Annotated in this window: 20 protein-coding genes; 6 read left to right on the forward strand and 14 right to left on the reverse strand. The window is 73.4% G+C overall.

All coding sequences use genetic code 11. The features are described from left to right. Positions 1-67 precede the first annotated feature (67 nt). From ACFV6E_RS38435 to ACFV6E_RS38445, 3 genes are all read right to left on the reverse strand, one after another. Positions 68-361, reverse strand: coding sequence for a tetratricopeptide repeat protein (locus ACFV6E_RS38435; RefSeq protein WP_385468168.1), 294 nt, complete (start codon positions 359-361; stop codon positions 68-70). 148 nt (positions 362-509) lie between these two features. Further along, positions 510-953, reverse strand: a complete 444-nt coding sequence (locus ACFV6E_RS38440; protein WP_385468116.1) for a MarR family winged helix-turn-helix transcriptional regulator — start codon at positions 951-953, stop codon at positions 510-512. Next, positions 950-1393, reverse strand: coding sequence for a MarR family winged helix-turn-helix transcriptional regulator (locus tag ACFV6E_RS38445; protein WP_385468171.1), 444 nt, complete (start codon positions 1391-1393; stop codon positions 950-952). The genes ACFV6E_RS38440 and ACFV6E_RS38445 overlap by 4 nt, the downstream gene beginning before the upstream one ends. A 281-nt stretch (positions 1394-1674) precedes the next feature. Here ACFV6E_RS38445 and ACFV6E_RS38450 point away from each other — a divergent pair, with 281 nt between their 5' ends. Then, a complete protein-coding gene (locus ACFV6E_RS38450) occupies positions 1675-2532 on the forward strand; it encodes a DMT family transporter (RefSeq protein ID WP_385468118.1) in 858 nt (285 codons plus the stop codon). 120 nt (positions 2533-2652) lie between these two features. On the opposite strand, the gene ACFV6E_RS38455 is transcribed toward ACFV6E_RS38450, so the two are convergent. Continuing rightward, positions 2653-3162 (reverse strand): hypothetical protein, encoded by a 510-nt coding sequence (locus ACFV6E_RS38455; protein ID WP_385165294.1) that lies wholly within the window; start codon positions 3160-3162, stop codon positions 2653-2655. A 51-nt stretch (positions 3163-3213) separates the two neighbouring features. Continuing rightward, on the reverse strand, positions 3214-3540 hold the full coding sequence (locus tag ACFV6E_RS38460) for a DUF2795 domain-containing protein (RefSeq protein ID WP_385165296.1): 327 nt from the start codon (positions 3538-3540) through the stop codon (positions 3214-3216). 130 nt (positions 3541-3670) lie between these two features. Between ACFV6E_RS38460 and ACFV6E_RS38465 the strand changes: the two genes are divergently transcribed. After that, positions 3671-4807 carry a YihY/virulence factor BrkB family protein gene (locus tag ACFV6E_RS38465; protein WP_385165298.1) on the forward strand — a complete coding sequence of 379 codons (1137 nt, stop codon included), beginning with the start codon at positions 3671-3673 and terminating at the stop codon, positions 4805-4807. A 93-nt stretch (positions 4808-4900) separates the two neighbouring features. Here the strand turns inward: ACFV6E_RS38465 and ACFV6E_RS38470 are convergent, their stop codons facing one another. The 3 genes from ACFV6E_RS38470 to ACFV6E_RS38480 form a co-directional block, all read right to left on the reverse strand. Continuing rightward, entirely contained in the window at positions 4901-5398 is a 498-nt protein-coding gene (locus ACFV6E_RS38470; protein ID WP_385468121.1) for a DUF1360 domain-containing protein, read from the reverse strand. Then, on the reverse strand, positions 5395-7584 hold the full coding sequence (gene glgX / locus ACFV6E_RS38475) for a glycogen debranching protein GlgX (RefSeq protein ID WP_385468123.1): 2190 nt from the start codon (positions 7582-7584) through the stop codon (positions 5395-5397). Before glgX ends, ACFV6E_RS38470 begins: the two co-directional genes overlap by 4 nt. A 67-nt stretch (positions 7585-7651) precedes the next feature. Continuing rightward, positions 7652-8680, reverse strand: coding sequence for an LLM class flavin-dependent oxidoreductase (locus ACFV6E_RS38480; protein WP_385468126.1), 1029 nt, complete (start codon positions 8678-8680; stop codon positions 7652-7654). Positions 8681-8897: 217 nt separating this feature from the next. Here ACFV6E_RS38480 and ACFV6E_RS38485 point away from each other — a divergent pair, with 217 nt between their 5' ends. Continuing rightward, positions 8898-9863 (forward strand): YihY/virulence factor BrkB family protein, encoded by a 966-nt coding sequence (locus ACFV6E_RS38485; protein ID WP_385468129.1) that lies wholly within the window; start codon positions 8898-8900, stop codon positions 9861-9863. Between the two features lie 180 nt (positions 9864-10043). Here the strand turns inward: ACFV6E_RS38485 and ACFV6E_RS38490 are convergent, their stop codons facing one another. Then, complete coding sequence (locus ACFV6E_RS38490; protein WP_385468131.1) at positions 10044-10406, reverse strand: hypothetical protein; 363 nt, start codon at positions 10404-10406, stop codon at positions 10044-10046. 180 nt (positions 10407-10586) lie between these two features. Here ACFV6E_RS38490 and ACFV6E_RS38495 point away from each other — a divergent pair, with 180 nt between their 5' ends. The 3 genes from ACFV6E_RS38495 to ACFV6E_RS38505 all read left to right on the forward strand — a co-directional run bounded on the left by ACFV6E_RS38495 (position 10587) and on the right by ACFV6E_RS38505 (position 15468). Further along, on the forward strand, positions 10587-11750 hold the full coding sequence (locus ACFV6E_RS38495) for a spore photoproduct lyase family protein (RefSeq protein WP_385177645.1): 1164 nt from the start codon (positions 10587-10589) through the stop codon (positions 11748-11750). A 467-nt stretch (positions 11751-12217) separates the two neighbouring features. Then, positions 12218-13882, forward strand: coding sequence for an alkaline phosphatase D family protein (locus tag ACFV6E_RS38500; protein WP_385468133.1), 1665 nt, complete (start codon positions 12218-12220; stop codon positions 13880-13882). Positions 13883-14100: 218 nt separating this feature from the next. Further along, entirely contained in the window at positions 14101-15468 is a 1368-nt protein-coding gene (locus ACFV6E_RS38505) for a trypsin-like serine protease (RefSeq protein WP_385468136.1), read from the forward strand. Positions 15469-15685: 217 nt separating this feature from the next. Here the strand turns inward: ACFV6E_RS38505 and ACFV6E_RS38510 are convergent, their stop codons facing one another. From ACFV6E_RS38510 to ACFV6E_RS38530, 5 genes are read right to left on the reverse strand one after another with little or no spacing between them, the layout of a single operon-like run. Next, the gene (locus ACFV6E_RS38510; protein WP_385468139.1) at positions 15686-16807 is read right to left on the reverse strand and encodes a serine hydrolase domain-containing protein; all 1122 of its coding nucleotides are present in this window, start codon (positions 16805-16807) and stop codon (positions 15686-15688) included. Next, positions 16804-17724 (reverse strand): DUF6895 family protein, encoded by a 921-nt coding sequence (locus ACFV6E_RS38515; protein ID WP_385468142.1) that lies wholly within the window; start codon positions 17722-17724, stop codon positions 16804-16806. Before ACFV6E_RS38515 ends, ACFV6E_RS38510 begins: the two co-directional genes overlap by 4 nt. Next, complete coding sequence (locus ACFV6E_RS38520) at positions 17721-18689, reverse strand: DUF6895 family protein (RefSeq protein ID WP_385468144.1); 969 nt, start codon at positions 18687-18689, stop codon at positions 17721-17723. The genes ACFV6E_RS38515 and ACFV6E_RS38520 overlap by 4 nt, the downstream gene beginning before the upstream one ends. A 29-nt stretch (positions 18690-18718) precedes the next feature. Beyond that, a complete protein-coding gene (locus ACFV6E_RS38525; protein WP_385177900.1) occupies positions 18719-19429 on the reverse strand; it encodes a hypothetical protein in 711 nt (236 codons plus the stop codon). A 14-nt stretch (positions 19430-19443) separates the two neighbouring features. Continuing rightward, on the reverse strand, positions 19444-19632 hold the full coding sequence (locus tag ACFV6E_RS38530; RefSeq protein WP_385177898.1) for a hypothetical protein: 189 nt from the start codon (positions 19630-19632) through the stop codon (positions 19444-19446). Between the last annotated feature and the right edge of the window lie 102 nt (positions 19633-19734).

The following is a 19734-nucleotide window of genomic DNA, read 5'->3' on the forward strand; positions in this document are numbered from 1 at the left end:
GCCCGGGGTCCCGGGCAGACCGGCGTCGTACCGGCCGTCGGCCGTCGCGGTGATCACCGCGACGGGGTCACGGCCGGTCGGCGAAGTCCCCCGCGAGCGCCGCGGCGATCCGCAGGTGCGACTCCGCCTCCTCGTGGCGCGCCTGGCGCTGGAGCGTGCGGCCCAGCATCAGCCGCGCGTAGTGCTCCACCGGGTCGCGCTCGACGAGCACCCGCAGCTCGGCCTCGGCGCGGCGCAGCTGCGCCGAGTGGTAGTACGAGCGCGCCAGCAGCAGCCGCGGCCCGACCTGGTCCGGCACCTCGTCGACCAGCCCGGTCAGCACCCGCGCGGCGGCCGCGTAGTCCTTGGCGTCGAAGAACATCCGCGCGCGCTCCCAGCGCTCCGCGGCCGTTCCGTGGTCGTAGTAGGTCGGTTCGGTGTCGTACGTCGTGTTCACCGCTGCCCTCCTTCTGCCTTCTGCGCGCGACAACGACCGGGCTTGGTTGAATATTCCACTACTCCGCTGTCGCTCAGGCGCTCGCCAGCTCCGCGTCGGCCCGCTCCCTGACCAGCGTCAGCACCCGGCCCGTGACGGCCAGGTCCTCGGCCGGGATGCCCGCGTACAGCCGCGCGGCGATCCCGGCGGCGCTCTCGTTGATCCCCGCGAACAGCTCACGGCCGACGGCGGTGAGCGACGCCCGCCCGTCCGCGGAGACCTCGAGCAGGCCCGCGGCCGCCAGGGTGCCGACGGTCTCCTCGGCCGCCGGTCCGTCGATCTTCAGGGCGCCGGTCAGACGGTCGGTGAGCCGGGTCCGCTCGACGCTGCCGCCCTGGTCCGACACGGCCCGCAGGGCCACCGACTCCTCGAAGGTGGTGCCGGTGCGGGCCAGTACGGCCTCCAGGAGGGCGCGGCTCGCGTAGTGGGCCGTGCCGATGAGCTGGCCGTTGACGGCGGGTGCGGTGGTGGTGGTCATGACTGCTCCTTCTCAGTGTTCTGCGCGTTCCGCGCGTTCTGTGCGTTCAGGGGTGTGTCCAGCAGCAGTGCGAGGTCGCGGCTGAGTGACTTGGTGCGCTCGCCGTCCAGTCCGCCGAGCGGGTCGAGCAGTTGCTCCAGCAGGCCCTGGACCACGCGGATCGCGCGGCGCGTGACCTCGCGGCCCTCCTCGGTCAGGGAGAGCTGCACCGCCCGCGGGTCGGCCGGATCGCGGGTCCGGTCGACGATTCCGGCCGTCTCCAGCGCGCGGGCCAGCTTCGAGACGTAGAGCGCTTCGAGTCCGGTGTGGTCGGCGAGCCGGCGCTGGCTGGGCCGCAGGCCGTCCCGCTGCATGCCGTACAACGACGCCACCAGCGAGTACTGGGCGTGCGTCAGGCCCAGCGGGGCGACCGCCCGGTCCACGGCGACGCGCCACTTCATCGACAGGCGCCAGACGAGAAAGCCGGGGGTCGCGTTCTCGGGCACCGGACTCGGACCGGGGCCGGGGGCGGGGACGGCGGGACCAGGGGTGCTCGGGCTCTCACTCGTGCGCTTGCTCATAGGCGATACCGTACATGGCTACAGTAGCCATGGCTACTGTTTTCTCGTGGGGCCTCCGGATGGGCTAACTGCGCACGCGTCCGCGCCGCCGCGACGGCGACAGTGGGGGCACGGCGGGAAGCGGCCGGCGACGGCCAGGACCGGGAGGACGGGGTGCACACGTGATCGCGCTGGCCGCGCTGTTCGCCGTCCTCGGGGCGGCCAGCAACGCGATGGGCACCGCGTTCCAGCGCAAGGCCGCGGCGACCGTGGCGTGCGGCGGCGGTCTGCGGCTCGTCCTGGCACTGGCCCGGCGGCCCGCCTGGCTGGTCGGGATCGCCGGAGTCGTCGGCGCCGCGGCGTTCCAGGCGCTGGCGCTGCTCAACGGGCCGCTCGCCCTGGTGCAGCCGCTGTTCATCCTGGAGCTGCCGTTCGCCCTGCTCATCGCGATCCCGCTGCTGCACCGGCGGCTGCCGCGCGCGGGCTGGGGGGCCGTGGCCGGTGTCGCCGCCGGGCTCGCCCTGCTGCTCACCGCCGCCGCGCCCGCGGGCGCGCGCGACGAGGCGAGCATGGCGCGGTGGATCCCGGTGCTGATCGGGTGTCTGGGCGCGCTGGCCGCCGCGGTCGTGCTGGCGAGGCCGGGCCGGTCGTCCCTGTTCCGCGCCGCCGTGCTCGGCTCGGCGTCCGCCGTCAGCAACGCCCTGACCGCCGCGCTGCTGAAGTCGGCGACCGCCACGCTCGCCGACGACGGGTTCGAGGCCTTCCTGCGCTGCTGGCAGACGTACGGGTTCGCGGTGACCGGCGTCGCCGCCATCCTGTTCCTGGAGAACGCGCTCCAGGCGGGGTCCCTGGCGGCGTCCCAGCCCGCCCTGACCATCGGGGACGCGCTCGTCAGCCTGGTCTTGGGCATCACCCTGTTCGGCGAGACCGTCCGCACCGGCTGGTGGCTGCTGCCCGAGGCGGCCGGGGCCGCACTGATCGTGTGGGGCGTGCTGCGGCTGACCCGAGTGGTGCCCCACCTCCAGGACGTGACCGGATAGGCAGGTGCCGTACCGTCGCCGACCGCCGACCGCCGACCGCCGACCGCCGACCGCCGACCGCCGACCGCCGACCGCCGACCGCCGACCGCCGACCGCCCCGCCCTTACCGCCGCCGGGTCCTCACAGCCGGGGTTTCGTCTCCCAGCGGGGGCCCAGGTCGGGGGTGTCGGCTCCCGTCAGTTCCGTGACCAGGCGGTGGACCTGCGTCAGATCGTGCAGCAGCGCCCGGGTCCGCTCCGGCGGCAGGTCCGCGGTGCGGGCGATGTCGTCCAGGAGCACGGCATCACCGTCGTGCGACGCCTGGGCCCTGGTCACCGCCTCGAACACCCGCTCGTGCTCCTGGGTGTACTCCTGGCGCTCGCCCTCGACGAACGTCCGCTCCGCGCCCGCCGCCGCCGGGTCCCCGACCCGCTTGTCGGCCAGGTCGCCGGGGCGCCACTGCTGCTTGCCCCGGTGCTGTGCCGCGATCCGCTCGTCGTGCGTCACGGAACCGCCGTGGCGCAGGTGCGTGCGCTGCTTGGAGGCGCCGGTGCTCGCGTTGCGGGCACTGGGGCTGTCGCCGTCCGCGACCGCGTCCCGGGCCGCGGCCCGGCGCTGTTGCTCGTTGCCTTCCATCTTCTTGCCGGCCATGGTGCCCTTCCGTTCTGCCGTCCTGGTGCTTCCCGGCCCCGCGGTTCTCCGTCAGCCTCCCTCCAGCTCCTCCTGCACCGGCGGCTTCGGCGCGTCCCGCAGGTGCTGCGACTGACCGGGCCTGCCGCCCTTGCGTGCCTGCTCGGCGCGTTGCGCGGGGCTCAGGCCGAGGTCGGACGCGGGGTCCACCCGTACCGACCGGGCCACCTCTTCCCTGTTCGCGTACTCGTCCGGCGGGATGGCGCGCAGCGCCGCGACGACCTCCGCCGATCCGCCGCCCGACCGGCGGGCGGCCTCCACCAGCTCGTCCCTGCTCGCCGGGAAGTCGACGTCCTCCAGGGCGTCCACGACCTCCCGGGCGCTCGTTCCGTGCGCCATGGCTGCTCTCCGTTCCGGGGTGTGGATCCTCGCCGCCGCCGAGTACCCCGGCACCGGTGACCGTTTCGCGGCTTCGCTCCCTTTTCTCCGCCGGGGTGTGATCAGGCAGGGCCCGGATACCCGCCGGGCTATGGCGCGGATTACCGGAAGTCACGAACGACGCAATGACACGGACCCGGACGACGGGTACCGCACGGACTTGGACGACAGGGACCGCACGGGCCCGGACGACGGGACCCGCACGGAGCCGGACGACGGGACCCGCACGGATGCGGGCGACGAGCGGTACGGACCCGACGCGGAGGTGGAGCGGCGGGCGCCGGACACGCCGACCGCGCTGCCGAAGCGGTCCTGGGCCGCCGTGCTGCGCGGCACCCTGCGCGAGTTCCAGGACGACGAGCTGACGGACCGCGCGGCGGCCCTGACGTACTACACCGTGCTGTCGCTCTTCCCGGCCATGCTGGTCCTGGTCTCCCTGCTCGGCATCGCGGGGCCCTCGGTCACCGACAAGGTGCTGGACAACCTCAAGCAGCTCGCCCCGGGCTCGGCGCGCGACATCATCACGCAGGCCGTCGACCAGTTGCAGGGCAAGGGCGGCGTCGGTTCGCTGATGGCCGTCGTCGGTGTGGTCCTGGCCGTCTGGTCGGCCTCCGGCTACGTCGCGGCCTTCATCCGCACCGCCAACGCCGTCTACGACATGCCCGAAGGACGGCCGGTGTGGAAGGTGCTGCCGGTGCGGGTGGGGGTGACGGTCGTCCTCATGCTGCTCGCCGTGGCCAGCGCGCTGATCGTGGTGTTCACCGGCGGTATCGCCCGGCAGGCGGGCTCCGCGCTCGGCATCGGCGACACGGCCCTGACGGTGTGGGGGATCGCCAAGTGGCCCGTCCTCGTCGTCCTGGTGATCATCATGATCGCGATCCTGTACTGGGCCACGCCGAACGCGAAGGTCCGCGGCTTCCGGTGGATCACCCCGGGCAGCCTTCTCGCCCTGCTCATCTGGCTGGTCGCCTCGGCCGCGTTCGCCTTCTACGTCGCCAACTTCGCGTCGTACAACAAGACGTACGGCACCTTCGCGGGCGTCATCGTCTTCCTGGTGTGGCTGTGGATCACGAACCTGGCGATCCTGCTGGGCCTGGAGTTCGACGCGGAGACGGTGCGGCAGCGGGCCGTCGCGGGCGGGCACCCGCCCGAGGAGGAGCCGTACGCGGAGCCGCGCGACACCAGGAAGTGGGACGAGCGGGACCGCCGCCGCATGGAAGGCCCGTAGCGCGGGCCTGCTCGGCCCGCCGTGTGGAAGACCCGTGGCGCGGGCCCGCTCGGTCCGCCGCGTGAAAGGCCCGTGGCGAGGGCCCGCACGCTCTCAGTCCTCGGCGGCCTGCTGGGTCCACGTCCAGGCGTACTGGAGCCAGTCCGCGAGCGTCATGGCGGCGAACCCGGCGCCCGCCAGCCTGGCCGACCTGGGCGACACGGCGTACCAGCCGACCAGTGCCCCGGTCGACCAGGCGGAGAAGCAGAACGGGCAGGACAGCAGGTCGCCCACGGCCAGGCGCAGACCGCTGCCGCGCGGTTCGTCCATGACCTCCCCCGCGGTGGTGTCCTCCTTGCGGCGGGTGAAGGGCGCCCGGACGAACCCGGTGATCTTGTCCTTGGTGAACAGCCGCGCCGTTTTGTACGAGGCCGCGCCGAGCAGCAGCACGTCCCACGGCGGCACCCGGTCCGGGAGGACGGTGCCGCGCCGGCGGGCCGCGGCGGTGAACGCCCCCGCGGTGGCGACGAACGCCGCGGCGAGGGCGGCGTACCCGCCCAGCGGTGCGTTGCGCTGCTCGTCGTAGTCGCGGGCGACGGTGTCGATGGTCATGGTGTCTCCGTGTCGTCGGTGGCCGGCCGTTCGGCGGGGTGCGGGCCGTGGCCGGGTGCCGCCCGGCAGGGGCGGCTGAGGACGCGCAGGCTCCAGGGCTCCAGCGGCAGCCGGGCCCCGGCCTTGAACTCCGTCTCGTCGGCCGCCTCGCCGAGCGGATCGGCGGTGTCGGCGACGGCGCGCCACGCCTCGCCGAAGGCGGCGGGCGGCAGCGTGAACGCCGCAGGTTCGGGCCGGGCGTTGAACAGCAGGAGGAAGGAGTCGTCCGTCGACGGACCGCCGCACGGGGCCCGTTCGCCGATGACGTCCCCGCACAGACAGCAGCCGAGCGTGTGCGTGCCGCCGTCCTGCCAGTCCGCGTCGGTCATCGACAGCCCGTCGGGGCGCAGCCACACCACGTCCGCCAGCTCGGGCGGCGTACCGTCCTCGGGTCCGCGCAGGAAGCGCCGCCTGCGCAGTACGGGATGATCGCGGCGCAGCGCCACGATCCGGCGGGTGTACTCCAGCAGGGCGCGGCTCTCGTCGCCGAAGTCCCAGTCCATCCAGGCGAGTTCGTTGTCCTGGCAGTAGACGTTGTTGTTGCCGCGCTGGGTCCGGCCCGTCTCGTCGCCGTGGGCGATCATCGGGACGCCCTGCGACAGCAGCAGCGTGGTCAGCAGGTTGCGCTGCTGACGCGCGCGCAGCCGCAGCACGCCGGGATCGTCGGTGGGCCCCTCGGCCCCGCAGTTGAACGAGCGGTTGTCCTGCTCCCCGTCGCGCCCGTCCTCCCCGTTCGCCTCGTTGCGGCGCTCGGTGTACGACACCAGGTCACGGAGGGTGAAACCGTCGTGCGCGACGACGAAGTTGACGCTCGCGCGGGGCCGGCGGCGGTCGCGCTGGTACAGGTCGGAGGAGCCGAGGAGCCGGCCGGCCAGTTCGGCGGCCGTGTGGTCGTCGCCCCGCCAGAAGGCGCGCACCGCGTCGCGGTAGCGGCCGTTCCACTCGCTCCACAGGGCGGGGAAGTTGCCCACCTGGTAACCGCCGTCACCGACGTCCCAGGGTTCGGCGATCAGCTTGACGCGGCTGACCACCGGGTCCTGCTGGACCACGTCGAAGAAGGCCGAGAGCCGGTCCACGTCGTGGAACTGGCGCGCCAGCGTCGCGGCGAGGTCGAAGCGGAAACCGTCGACGTGCATCTCGGTCACCCAGTAGCGCAGCGAGTCCATGATGAGCTGGAGCACGTTGGGGTGCCGCATCAGCAGGCTGTTGCCGGTGCCGGTGGTGTCGAAGTAGTGGGCCGGGTCGCCGTCCGTCAGCCGGTAGTAGGAGCGGTTGTCGATGCCGCGGAACGACAGCGTCGGACCGTTCTCGTTGCCCTCGGCTGTGTGGTTGTAGACCACGTCGAGGATGACCTCGATGCCCGCCCGGTGCAGCGCCTTGACCATCGACTTGAACTCGTCGACCTGGCCGCCCCGGCTGCCCGCGGAGGAGTAGGCGTTGTGCGGGGCGAAGAAGCCGATGCTGCTGTAGCCCCAGTAGTTGGACAGGCCCTTGGCGGTCAGGAAGCCGTCCTGTACGAACTGGTGGACCGGCATCAGCTCGACCGCGGTGACCCCGAGCCGGAGCAGATGCTCCACGACGGCCGGGTGCGCCAGTCCCGCGTAGGTGCCGCGGATCTCCTCGGGCACGTCCGGGTGGAGCCGGGTCAGGCCCTTCACATGGGCCTCGTAGACCACCGACTCGTGGTACGGCCGGTCGGGTGACCGGTCGCCCTCCCAGTCGTAGCGGTGGTCGGTGACGACGCCCAGCGGGACGTGGCCGAGACTGTCGCGTCCGTCGCGCAGCCCGGGGTCGCCCGGACGGTGCCCGGCGAGCGAGGGGTCACCGTCGACCTGCCCGTCCACGGCGGTCGCGTACGGGTCGAGGAGGAGCTTGGCCGGATTGCAGCGCAGGCCGCGGGCCGGGTCCCAGGGCCCGTGGACGCGGTAGCCGTAGCGCTGTCCCGGGCCGATGCCGGGGACGTGGCCGTGCCGGACCCCGCCGTCCGCCTCGGGGAGCACGAGCCGCCGCTCCCGCCCCGCGTCGTCGATCAGGCAGAGCTCGACCCGCTTGGCGCACTCGGAGAACAGGGCGAAGTTCGTGCCCGAACCGTCGTAGGAGGCACCGAGCGGATAGGGGCGGCCCGGCCGTGTCTGCCATGTCTGCATGATCGGCAGACAACCACGGCCGGATCCGTCCCGCCCGTCGGACCAGGGTCACAGGGACCCAGGGCGCTCAGCCCGCGGGGCGCCAGCCCAGCGCCGGGCCGAGCTTCGTCGCGAGATCGGTGAGGATCTGCACGTAGTCCTCGTGGTCGAAGGTGAACGGCAGCGCGAACGCGACCTCGTCGATCTCCCGGAAGGCGGCGTGCGCGTACAGCTGCTCGGCGATCTCCTCGGACGTGCCGACCAGGTCGGGCGCGAAGAGCAGCCGGGCCGGGCCCTGCGGGGCGGTGGTGCGCGGCAGCCGCCGCGCCGCGTACTCCGCGTACCTCGCCCGCTGGGCGGGCGTGGCCGAGTCGGTGGGGATGACCACGAGTCCCTGCGAGACGCGGGCCCGCTCGCCGTCCGGGTGGGCGGCCCGGAAGGCCCGTACGTGGGAGAGCTGGATGGCTGCGAAGTCCCGGGGCTCCGTCCCGTCCTCCGCCTTCACCACGCTGCTGGTCAGGAAGTTCATCCCGTGCTCGCCGGCCCACCGGGCCGAGGAGAGGCTGCCGCCGCCGTACCACAGGCGGCTGCCGAGCCCGGGGGACTGCGGCTGGACGCGGTCGGAGAACACCTCGAAGCCCTCGGTGCCGCTGAAGCCGGTGGCGGGCTCACCGCGCACGAAGTCCAGCAGCCGCCGCACCCGGTCGTGGCCGAACTCCTCGTGGTCGGCGGTGTCGGGGTACAGCGCGTCCCTGACCCGGTCGTAGTGCATCGGGGGACCGGCGCTGACACCCGGGTTGAGACGGCCGCCGGACAGCAGGTCGACCGTCGCCAGGTCCTCGGCCAGGCGCAGCGGGTTCTCCCAGCCCAGCGGGATCACCGCGGTGCCCAGTTCGATGCGGGAGGTGCGCTGGGAGGCGGCCGCGAGGACGGCGACGGGGGAGGAGATGCCGTACTGGAGGTGGCGGTGGCGCAGCCAGGCGCTGTCAAAGCCGAGCCGCTCACCGAGTTCGACGATCTCCAGTGTCGATTCGTGTCCCCGGCGCGGGTCCGCCGCGTCGAACAGGCCGATGGTCAGGAAGCCCAGCTTGCGCAGGGGGCGTGAACTCGGCGGCACAGGGCTCCTCAAGGGTCCGCGGCCCGGCCGGCCGCACATCGGTGCTCCTCGATGGATCTCTGTCCCGATTGTGTCAGGGCCACGGCTGAAACCGGCGGGCCGGGGGAGACGGTACGACGGGCCGGCCGCAAGCGGTACGACGGGGCGGCCGTACGACGGGGCGGCCGACCGCCCGCCGGACCGGACGGCCACGCGACGGCCCGAAGGAGGCACACGCATGGGGACCGCTGTGCACGTCCCGCAGACACGGGACATGATCGGGGACGAGCTCTCCGGGGACGAGGCGCTGACCGCGCTGCGCCGCTACGGCGGGCGCCGTCTGCTCCTGGACGCGTTCTCCCGGTTCCGCTACGCCGACGGGTTCACCAGCGCCCGCTCCCTGGGCTTCCAGGTCGTCCTCGGTCTGGTGCCGTTCACCATCGCCCTGGTCGGCGCGGCCACCACCGTGCACACGGAGAGCGTCGGACGGATCACCGAACTCACCCTCGGCCGGATCGTGCCCGGCGCCAGCGCGGATCTCGTGAAGGACGCCCTGGCCAGGACCGAGCGCACGGCCGGCGCCGGGGTCCGCAGCGCGGTCGCGATGTGGGTGGGCCTGGCCTTCGCGGTGCTCAACCTGGCGTCGGCGATGGGCCAGGTCGAGCGCGGCGCCAACCGGATCTACGGCATCGAGCGCGACCGGCCCTTCCACCGCAAGTACGGCCGGGCCCTGGTCCTCGCGCTCGCCGCGGGCATGCCCATGGTGCTCGGGTTCCTGGTCCTGGTCGCGGGCGAGGCGGTCGGGGACGCCGTGGCCGAGACCTTCGGCCTCGCACCGGGCAGTACCGGCTGGTGGAACGCGCTGCGGATACCGCTGGGCGTGGCGCTCGCCTGGATCGCCTCGGCGGTGATCTTCCGCTGGGCGCCACGGCGGGACCAGCCCGGCTACACCTGGCTCGCCTTCGGCTCGGCGGTCCATCTGGTGCTGTGGGTCGCCGCCACCTGGCTGCTCGCCCTCTACGTCGACGAGAGCGGTTCCTTCGGTGCCGTGTACGGGCCGCTGACCGCGTTCGTCGCGCTGCTCCTGTGGGCGAACCTGACGGGCATCGCCCTGTTCCTCGGCATCGCCTTCGCCGCGCAGCTGGAGGCCGCGCGGGCGGGGATCGAGGAGGCGGTGCGGCCGGACCCCGGCCCGGGACCGTGAGCGCGCCGCGGCCCGCGGATGCGGCCGTGAGGGCGCCGCGGCCCGCGGATGCCGCCGTGAGCGCACCGGGCGCCGGCGGGTGCGGCGGGTTCCTGCACCGGGACAGTGGTGCAGGAACCCGCCCGGCGGGCATTCCCGCGCCCCGGCCGACACGGCCGTGACCTCAGAATGCCCCACACGTCACTGTTCCCGCGAGGCACCTGCCTCGGCCCGGTGGTCGTAGTACGCCCACGCGGTCACGCCCAGTACGGCCACGATGCCCACGGTCACCACCCGCACCGCTCCGGTGGTGAACGCGGCGGCCAGGACGACCGCCGCCGCGCCACCCGCCATGATCAGGCGGCTGGTGAACCGCTGCCGTCCCGACTGCGGCTCCTCCCGGTCCTTCAGGTCGTGCGCGGCCGCACGTGCCGGGTGCCGGGCCCCGCGCCGGGCCCGCGTCCGGTACTGGAGCCCGAAACTGATCACGGCGTACAGGGCCAGCGCGCCCAGCGCCCACCACCAGCCCCCGGGATCGTCGCTCAGTCCTCGTGCCAGTTGCATGACATCTCTCCCTCCCCGCTTCCGTCTCCCGCGCTCGCGATGGCGTGCGTATGCCCCGGAAGTCCCACGCCAGGCACCGCGCCCCCGCGGCACCTCGGCGCCCGCCGGGACAAAGGGGCATACGGTTCAGTTTCGTACGATTGAGTAACGCAACTACCGTCCACCCACTCCGGAGCATCCATGCGCCCCTCCTCGCCCGTGCCGGGCGGCGGAACCGAGCCGCTCTTCGGCCTCGACGCGCTGGCTCCCGCACCCGCCGGACCCGCGCCCGCCGGTTCCGCGGAGCTGCGCAGGCTGCTCCCCGTGCGGGAGATCTACGCCGAGCCGGCCGCGGCGGCCTCGCCGCGCGGGCGCGAGATCATCGCCCGGTTCCCCGGCGCGCGCCTCGTCGAGGTGGACTCGCACTGGCGGATCCCGCACCTGTACGGCAACGAGGGCAACGTCGACCGGTGGATGAAGGTCAAGCGTGAGACGCTCGTGCTCGGCGTGAAGAAGACCCTGGCCACGCGGCCCAACGGACGGTCCGCCGACTGGATCGCGCCGGGCCCCGCCAACGGCTGCGCCCTGTCCTGCGCCTACTGCTACGTACCGCGCCGCAAGGGCTACGCCAACCCGGTCACCGTCTTCACCAACATCGACCGCATCATCGCCCACCTCGGTCGCCACGTCGCCGCCCGGGGCCGCAAGCCGGAACCCAACCAGTGCGATCCGGACGCCTGGATCTACGACATCGGGGAGAACGGCGACTGCGCGGTCGAGGCGCTGATCTGCGACAACACCGCCGATCTGGTGCACGCCTTCCGGCAGTGGCCCACCGCCAAGGCGTCCTTCGCCACCAAGTTCGTCAACCCCGGCCTGCTGGCCCTGGACCCGCGCGGCCGTACCCGTATCCGCTTCTCGGTGATGCCCGCCGACGACTCCCGCCTGCTCGACCTGCGGACCAGCCCGGTCGACCGGCGCATCGCCGCCGCCGGCGACTTCCTGGAGGCCGGGTACGAGGTGCACTTCAACCTGTCGCCCGTCGTGATCCGCCCCGGCTGGCAGCAGGCGTGGGCCGAGCTGCTCACGCACATGGACGATGTGCTGCCGGCCCGCGTCAAGGAGCAGGCCCGCGCCGAGGTCATCATGCTCACCCACAACGCGGGCCTGCACGAGGTCAACCTCGGCTGGCACCCCCGGGCCGAGGACCTGCTGTGGCGGCCGGAGCTCCAGCAGACCAAGCACTCGCAGAACGGCGCGGAGAACCTCCGCTACCGCAACGACGTCAAGCGCGAGGCCGTGCACACCGTGCGCAGCCTCGTCGCCCGCCACGCCCCGTGGCTGGACATCCGCTACGCCTTCTGACGCGCCGCGCGGCCGACCGCTCTCACTCCGGTGCCGGGTCGTACGGCGCGCCCGGCGGCGTCCCGGGGTGACGGGCTCCGGTGCCGCGGCCGCGCCCCGGGGCCGAGGACGGCCGGAGGGTCACCGGCCCCGGACATCCGATCTGCCGCGCTTCCGGCCCGCGCGACCGACGGCTCGTCAAGTAAGTGTTTCCAGTGACCAGTTGAGGCGTCCGGTCGGGTCCTGGGCGAGGGCGGCCGTCCGCCGTGCGCGGCCCCGTCGGCGCCGTACCTCCGTCACCCGCGCCGGGCGCCGGACGGCCGGTGCGCGCGAGCGGCCTCCACGAATGACGGCATCGACGCTCTCTACCGTCCAAGCCTGCCGGAATTGTGATCTTTGTCTGTTTAACATGCGGAAGTCCACCGTCCAGGCGTCCGGCGTACGGAGCTCCCAGGGCCCCCGCGCAGGCAACCACGAGAGGAGACCGCATGACCCCAAGAGGCCGGCCCGGACCGCTGTCGCACCCCACCCCTTCGCGTCACGACCTCGAACTGCGAGCCGCCGCACGGCACTTCGGGCGCCGCCGGTTCCTCAGCCTGACCGCCGCGGCCGCGTCCCTCGCCTTCAGCACCAATCTGCCGGCCACCGGCGCCGCCCGCGCCGCCGAGCTCGAACCGGCGAAGATCAGCGACAACCCCTTCACGCTCGGCGTGGCCTCCGGCGACCCGATGCCCACCACCGCACTGCTGTGGACCCGGCTCGCCCCCGCGCCCTTCGAGGAGGGCGGCGGGCTGAACGGGCGGACCGTCGCCGTCCAGTGGGAGGTCGCCACCGACGAGCGCTTCGCCTCCGTCGTCCGCAGCGGGATCAAGGTCGCCTTTCCCGAGTACAACCACTCCCTGCACGTCGAGGTCAAGGGCCTCGACCCCGACCACGACTACTACTACCGGTTCAAGACCGGCCGCTGGATCAGCGACAAGGGCCGCACCCGCACGTCCCCCGCCCCCTCGGCCGCCGCCCCGTCCCTCACCTTCGCCGCTGTCTCCTGCCAGGCCTACCACGACGGCTACTTCACGGCCCACCGCCATCTCGCCGGGGAGGACGTCGACGTGGTCTTCCACCTCGGCGACTACCTGTACGAGTACGCCGTCAACGCGGCCGGCGGCGCGCGCGGCTACACCGACCGGAAGCTGCCCGACGTCTTCAACCGCGAGGCGACCACACTGGCGGACTACCGGCTGCGGTACGCCCTGTACAAGTCCGACCCCGACCTGCGGGCGGTGCACGCGGCGCACCCGTTCGTGGTCACCTGGGACGACCACGAGACCGAGAACAACTACGCGGGCCCCATCGACGAGAAGAACGACCCGCCGGAGGAATTCCTGCTGCGCCGCGCCGCCGCCTACCGCGCGTACTGGGAGAACCAGCCGCTGCGCAGCGCGCAGTTGCCCAAGGGCCCCGACTGCCGGCTCTACCGCAGCCTCGCCTGGGGCACGCTCGCCCGGTTCGACGTCCTGGACACCCGGCAGTACCGCTCCGACCAGGCGTACGGCGACACCCAGCACGTCCCGGGGCCGGAGTCGGACGACCCCAAGCGCACCATCACCGGGGACGCGCAGGAGAAGTGGCTGATCGACGGCTGGCGGGAGTCCGGCGCCCTGTGGAACGTGGTGCCCCAGCAGGTCTGCTTCTCGCAGCGCCGCCTCGACCTCAACCCGGTGGCGAAGCTCTCCATGGACGCCTGGGACGGCTACCGCGCCTCCCGCGACCGGGTCCTCGCCGGTGCGAAGGCGGCCGGCGTCGACAACCTGATGGTCCTGACGGGCGACGTCCACGTGGGCTACGCCTTCGACATCAAGGACAGGTTCGACGACCCGGACTCCAGGACCCTCGGTACGGAGATCGTGGCCACGTCCATCGCCAGCGGCAAGGACGGCGCCGACAGACCGGGGAACTGGGAGACGTACACCAAGGCCAACCCGCACCTGAAGTTCTACAACGGGCGGCGCGGCTATGTGCGGGTCGAGCTGGGCCGCAAGGCGGCGCGGGCCGACTTCAGGACGGTGTCGGCGGTGACGAAGCCGAACGCGCCGGTCACCACGGCCGCCTCGTTCGTGACCGAGGTGGGCAGCCCGGGTCTCAAGCCCGCGTAAGACCCCGGAGAAGGCCCGCGCCGGGCGGGTCCGGCGCGCCGGGCATGGCTACCCGGGCCGCCGGTGCGCCGACACCCGGCGCTCCGCCGGGCGGGCCCTTCCTGTCGGCCAAAGCGCGGAACGGTCGGATTGCGGGCATTTTCTGACGTACTTTCGGAAAAACCTACGATTCTCAGGCATTGCGTCACCCAATCGTCACCGAATCGAGGAGACACCCGATGGTCCACAGACACGCCGGAGCATGCTGTGCCGCCCTGACCGTGCTCGGCACGCTCGCGCTGACGGCGCTGCCCGGAGCCGCGGCCGCCGAGCCCTCCGGGCTCAAGTCCGCGCCCTCCTTCGCGGGACCGCTCGGCGGCGGCGGACCGTCGCCCGACGTACTGCGCGCCCTGCGGCGCGACCTGGGCCTGACGGAGGTTCAGGCCAGGGCCCGGCTGGTGAACGAGGCGGAGGCGGGCACCCGTGCCGGGCGGCTGCAGAACTCGCTGGGCAAGCACTTCGCCGGCGCGTGGGTCACCGGCACCACCTCGTCCGAGCTGACCGTCGCGACCACCCACGCCGGGGACGTCGCCGCCATCAAGGCAGGCGGCGCCAGGGCCGCCGTCGTCAGGACCGCCCTCGGCGACCTCAGGGCCGCGAAGGCGAAACTGGACGAGGCGACGCTCGGCGCCAAGGCCCTGAACACGCCGGTCCGCTACGTCGACGTACGGGCCAACCGGGTGACGGTCGAGGCGACGAGCCAGGCCGCGGCGGACGCCCTGATCGCCGCCGCGAAGGTCGACAAGGCGCTGACGGCCGTCACGGTGACGGCGGACCGGCCCCGGCTCCTGCACGAGATCCGGGGCGGTGACGCGTACTACATCGACGAGAACGCCCGCTGCTCGGTCGGCTTCCCGGTGACCAAGGACAAGCAGCAGGGCTTCGCGACCGCCGGGCACTGCGGCAAGTCCGGCGCCAAGACCACCGGCTTCAACAAGGAGGCGCAGGGCGTCTTCCAGGCGTCCGTCTTCCCGGGCGACGACATGGCGTGGGTCCTGGCCAACGACAAGTGGACCGCGACCCCGAAGGTCAAGGGCGAGGGGAACTCGGACGTCGAGGTGGCCGGCTCGGTGCAGGCCATGGTGGGCGCCGCCGTCTGCCGCTCGGGCTCCACCAGCGGCTGGCACTGCGGCAAGATCGAACAGCACGACACGAGCGTGTCCTACTCCGAGGGCACCGTCGACGGCGTCACCAGGACGACCGTGTGCGCCGAGCCGGGTGACTCCGGCGGCCCCTATGTGGCGGGCACCCAGGCGCAGGGCGTCACCTCGGGCGGCACCGGGGACTGCAAGAGCGGCGGCACCACCTTCTACCAGCCGGTCAACGAACTGCTCAGCCACTACGGACTGGCCCTGAAGACCAACGCCGCGCAGGCCGGCACGTCCGGCGACCACGACGCCCCCGCGGGCTCCTGGGCGACCGGCCGGGTCTACGACGTCGGGACGCAAGTGACCTACGACGGCCGCACCTACCAGTGCCTCCAGGGCCACCAGGCGCAGGGCGCGTGGCGGCCCGCCCTCACCCCGGAGCTGTGGCAGCGCCTCTGAGGAACCGCCGTACGGGGGCGCCGGACCGTGACCGGCGCCCCCAGGGCGTGTTGCGAAAGTCCCGCCTGCCGCGCGACGCCATGCACGCCCTCTCGCCGCACCGGGCGAAAGCCCGAGTACGTCCAGTACGAGGGCTTGCGCCCGGCACGCCGGGAGCACGCACCTGACGCCGCGCGGCCCGCCCGTCGGACGAACGACGGGACTTTCGCAACACGCCCTAGTCCTCCGCCAGCACCTCGTACGCGGTCCGCACGAACGTGTCGCGGACGCGGAAGCGGCGGGTGCACACCGCGGCCAGTGCCGTGCCGGTGCCGGGGCGGAAGCCGAGGAACGCCTGCTGGCCGAGGGTCGCCCCGGCGTGGAAGTACAGCGGGCCGCCCTCGGCCGGGTGCTGGAACCAGGCGACGGTGTGCACGTGCCGGTGCCCGACGCCGCGCCGCAGCACCGGCCGCCGTACCGCCCGCAGCGCGCCGGCCAGCGGTATGTCCCGCGGGTCGAGATGGGCCTCCAGGAAGGTCAGCAGATCGTCCGGGACGGCCCGGACGGCGCCGGCCGCCTGGAAACCGCCGACGGTCAGCGGGGGCACGGGCGTCGTGCCGTCCCCGCGGTGCCCGACCGCGTCGGTGCCCGGACCGCCGGCCCGCAGGGCGGTTTCGCCGAGCCGCAGCGGGCCGAGCACCCGGCCGGTCAGCAGCTCCTCCCAGGGCGTGCCGGTCGCCGCGGCCAGCGCGTGCCCCAGTACGGAGACCCCGAAGTTGGAGTAGTGCCAGCGGGTGCCGGGCCGGTGGCGCCGCCGGTGCCGCAGGAAGGCGGCGATCACCCGCTCGTCCGGGTAACCGGCGTACGGGTTGGTGCGCAGCGTGGGCAGGGCCCGCGGAAAGAAGTCGGCGGGCAGGCCCGGCAGGCCGGCGGTGTGGGTGATCAGATGGGCGAGCGTGACCGGGTCGCGCTCCCCGCGCCACCGGCCGGGCGCGAGGAGCGCGGCGGCCGGTTCGCCCCCGGACAGCAGCCCGGTCTGGGTGAGCTGGGCCAGCAGCAGCCCGGTGAACGTTTTGGACGCCGAGCCGATCTCGTAGCGCAGCCGGGTCCGTGGCACCGGCGGGGGCGGTCCGGTGCCGCCTGAGCGCACCGTGCGGCGGCCGTGCCGGGAGAGCGCGAAGACGACGTCGGGCGCGTCCACGGCCCGGACGGCGGCGTCGAGCCGCTCCCGTACGGCCCGCTCGTCCACGGCCTGCTCGTCCACGGCCTGCTCGTCCACGGTCTCCGGATGCGGTGCCGGGGCCGTCGACGGGTCCTCGGGGCAGGTGTCCGGCCAGCGGGCGGCGCGGGCGGTCGTCATGCCGGGACGTGCGCGAGGTCGGCCAGCGCGCGGGAGGTGGCGACGCAGGAGGCGAAGGCGGCCACCAGCGTCGGGTGGTAGACCAGGTCGAAGACCTCTTCGGGGTCGCCCCGCGGCATGGTGCGCAGCGCGGGCATCGCGCCGTCGGGTTGCTGCGCCGCGGCGAACCCGGCCCACGCCCGTGCGTCCAGGGTGGGCCGGGGCAGACAGGCGTCGACCACCAGCAGTTCGCCGAGCAGGTCCCAGCGCTCCAGGTCGAGCCAGTCGTCCAGCCAGACCGGCAGCCAGGTGGCGAGGTAGTCGGCGAGCGGGGCGGGCAGGCCCTCCGGGTGCTCGCCCCAGTCGGTGAGGTGGAAGACGGTGTGCGTGACGGAGTAGGCGATGTGCCCCTCCACCGACCAGGGCTCGGGGGTGCGGCCCAGCCAGGTCCTGCCGACGACCTCGGCCTCCGGCGGCCGGGGCGGCAGACCGAAGCGGCGCTGGAACGCGGAGAGCCCGAGCCTGCGGGTCGGCGGCAGCTCGAAGGCGGCCGTGCTGTCGAGCCGGTGATTGAGCCGGACCGCCCGCTCCAGCTCGGGTTCGCTGTGCCCCAGCTCCCAGAACGGCAGGTACACCTCGAACGGGACGGGGGATATCGGCTCGGTGCGCTGACCGCGCACCAGCGACCGGCCGCCGTCCAGCGTGTGCCGCCAGGCGTGGTCGAGGAGCTGCCGGGCCAGCTCGGCCTGCCGGGAGCCGGCCACCCCTTCGCGGAAGAGGACCTTGCAGATGAGGGCCAGCTCGCCGACCGGTTTGAAACGGTCGAGGTAGCCGACCTCCGGATCGACGTCGGGTTCGAGGCGGAAGCCGTCGCGGTGGGCGTGCAGCCACTCGATGGCCCGCACGCCCACCTGATGTATGAGGCGGGTGTCGGTCATACCGTTGCTCCTGTGTCCTGCCGCAGCCGGTCGGCGGTCAGCGCGGCGGCGAAGGCGGCCATCAGCGTCGAGTGGTAACAGGCCCGGAAGCCGGGGGCCGCGGCCCGGCCGCCGGGTCCGGGACCGATCTCCGGTACGGCACCGGCGGCGTCCTGCGCCGCCGCGAGCCCGGCCCAGGACTCCGCCAGCACCGCGCGGTCGGGCGGTCCCGGCAGACTGGCCGCGACCGCCAGCAGCTCACAGGTCAGATCCCACTGCTCGTGCTCCAGACAGGTGTCGAGCCAGGGCGGCAGCCACTGCCGGAGATAGGCCGCGACGTCCGGGGGCAGCCCGTCCGGCACGTACCCCCAGTCGGTCAGGTGGAAGACGACGTGGGTGAGCGTGTAGCCGGCGGCGCGCTCGAAGGTCCACGGCTCGGGCAGCCCGCCCAGCCAGGTGCGCCGCAGCGCGCCCGCCAGATCGTCGTCGTGCGGCGGGATGCCGCTGCGCCGCTCGGAGTTGAGCACGCTGAGCCGCCGGTTGGGCTCCTGCTCCGTCATCCGCCAGCCGCGGGTACGGGCCACCGTGGCCGCGGCGCTCTCGTAGCGCGGGTGCCGCAGCCCGGCCGAGGCGAACGCCGCGTACACCTCCATCGGATACGTGGCGAACGGTTCCAGACGCTGCAACTCGTGGAAGAGGGCGCCGCGTCCGGTCTCCTCCCACGCGAACTCCAGGAGGGCGGACGCCTTCTGGTGCACCGGCTCGTCCGGCGCGGTGTGCCGGCGCACGCTGACACAGACCTGGGCCAGCTCGCCCAGCGGTTTCCAGCTCGCGTTGACATCGCCGTGCACGGCGAGCGCGTCCTCGTCGAGCCGGAACTCGCCGCGGTGGGCGAAGACCCAGTCCAGCGCGGCCTCGCCCACCTTCCGCACGGGACGCGCCGCCCGCGTGCCGTGCGTCTCCCGCAGGCCATGCGCCTCGCGCACATCACGCGCCTCCCGTGTGCCGCGCGCCGTCACACCGGCACTCCGGCCCGCAGCAGCCGGGCCGCCTGGAGGTGCAGTGCCACCCGGGCGTCCGCGCCGCTCATCTGCGCCACGAAGTCGAGACCGCCCTCCAGGCCGAGGGTGTCCGGGACGCCGTCCAGGAGGACCAGCCAGCGGCCCGCGCCGGCCGCCTGGAGCCAGTCGCGGCGGCGGACCGCGCGGACGAAACCGCGGGCGACGTCGACCGGGCGGGCGCGCGCAGCGCGGGTCACCGCCGAGTCGTCGCCCGGCACCGCGAGCGCGGCCAGCGCCGCGAGTTGACGGGTGAGGACCTGCCAGGAGGTGTCCTGGAGCCAGTCCGCGCCGGGCTCGGTGTGCGCGTCCGGCGCGCCGTTCAGGGAGGCGTCGAGCCGGGACAGCGTGGTCCGCAGCGCCCAGTGGCTCCAGGCCGAGGCCGGGGAGGCGCCGCCGGGCGGCGGGAAGGCGTGCACGGCCCGGCTCACCACGGCCAGGTCGTCGGGGTCGGTGGGGGTGCGGCGCAGCACGTTCGGCAGCAGTACGTCCGCTCCGAGCACCCGCACGGCGGCGAGGGTCAGATCGGCGGCCGGAGCGGTGTCGTCCCGGTGCGCCACTTGGCCCGACAGCCGGAAGGGGTCCCCGCTCCGGAGAGCGGAGACCACCTCCGTGGCCAAGTCCTGCACAGCGCCCGCTAGTTGGGTCGGAGTGCCTGACTCATCCATTCAGTTGCCTCCCGTCAACCCTTCTTCTTGGGCCGCGGCGTCGGAGGAGACAGAAGGAGGCTGCCCTCAGCGCCCGACAGCGCGAGCGCCGCGCACTCCCGGCTGTCGCGGAACGTTCCGTCGACCTCCGCCGGGTCGAGGGCGGCTTCGATGTCCACGCCCTGGACTTCAGTGGTCTCGTTCAGAAACTCGGTGGAAGACATGCCACCATCCCTTTCGAGAGACATGCGAAGTTCTTCGCTGCGGGAGAACCGCGTCACCGTCCTCCCACTTCCAGGGAAACCCCATCGGCGCCGATGCGCAAA

Source organism: Streptomyces sp. NPDC059785, assembly GCF_042732375.1.
In the GTDB taxonomy this organism is placed as follows: Bacteria; Actinomycetota; Actinomycetes; order Streptomycetales; family Streptomycetaceae; genus Streptomyces.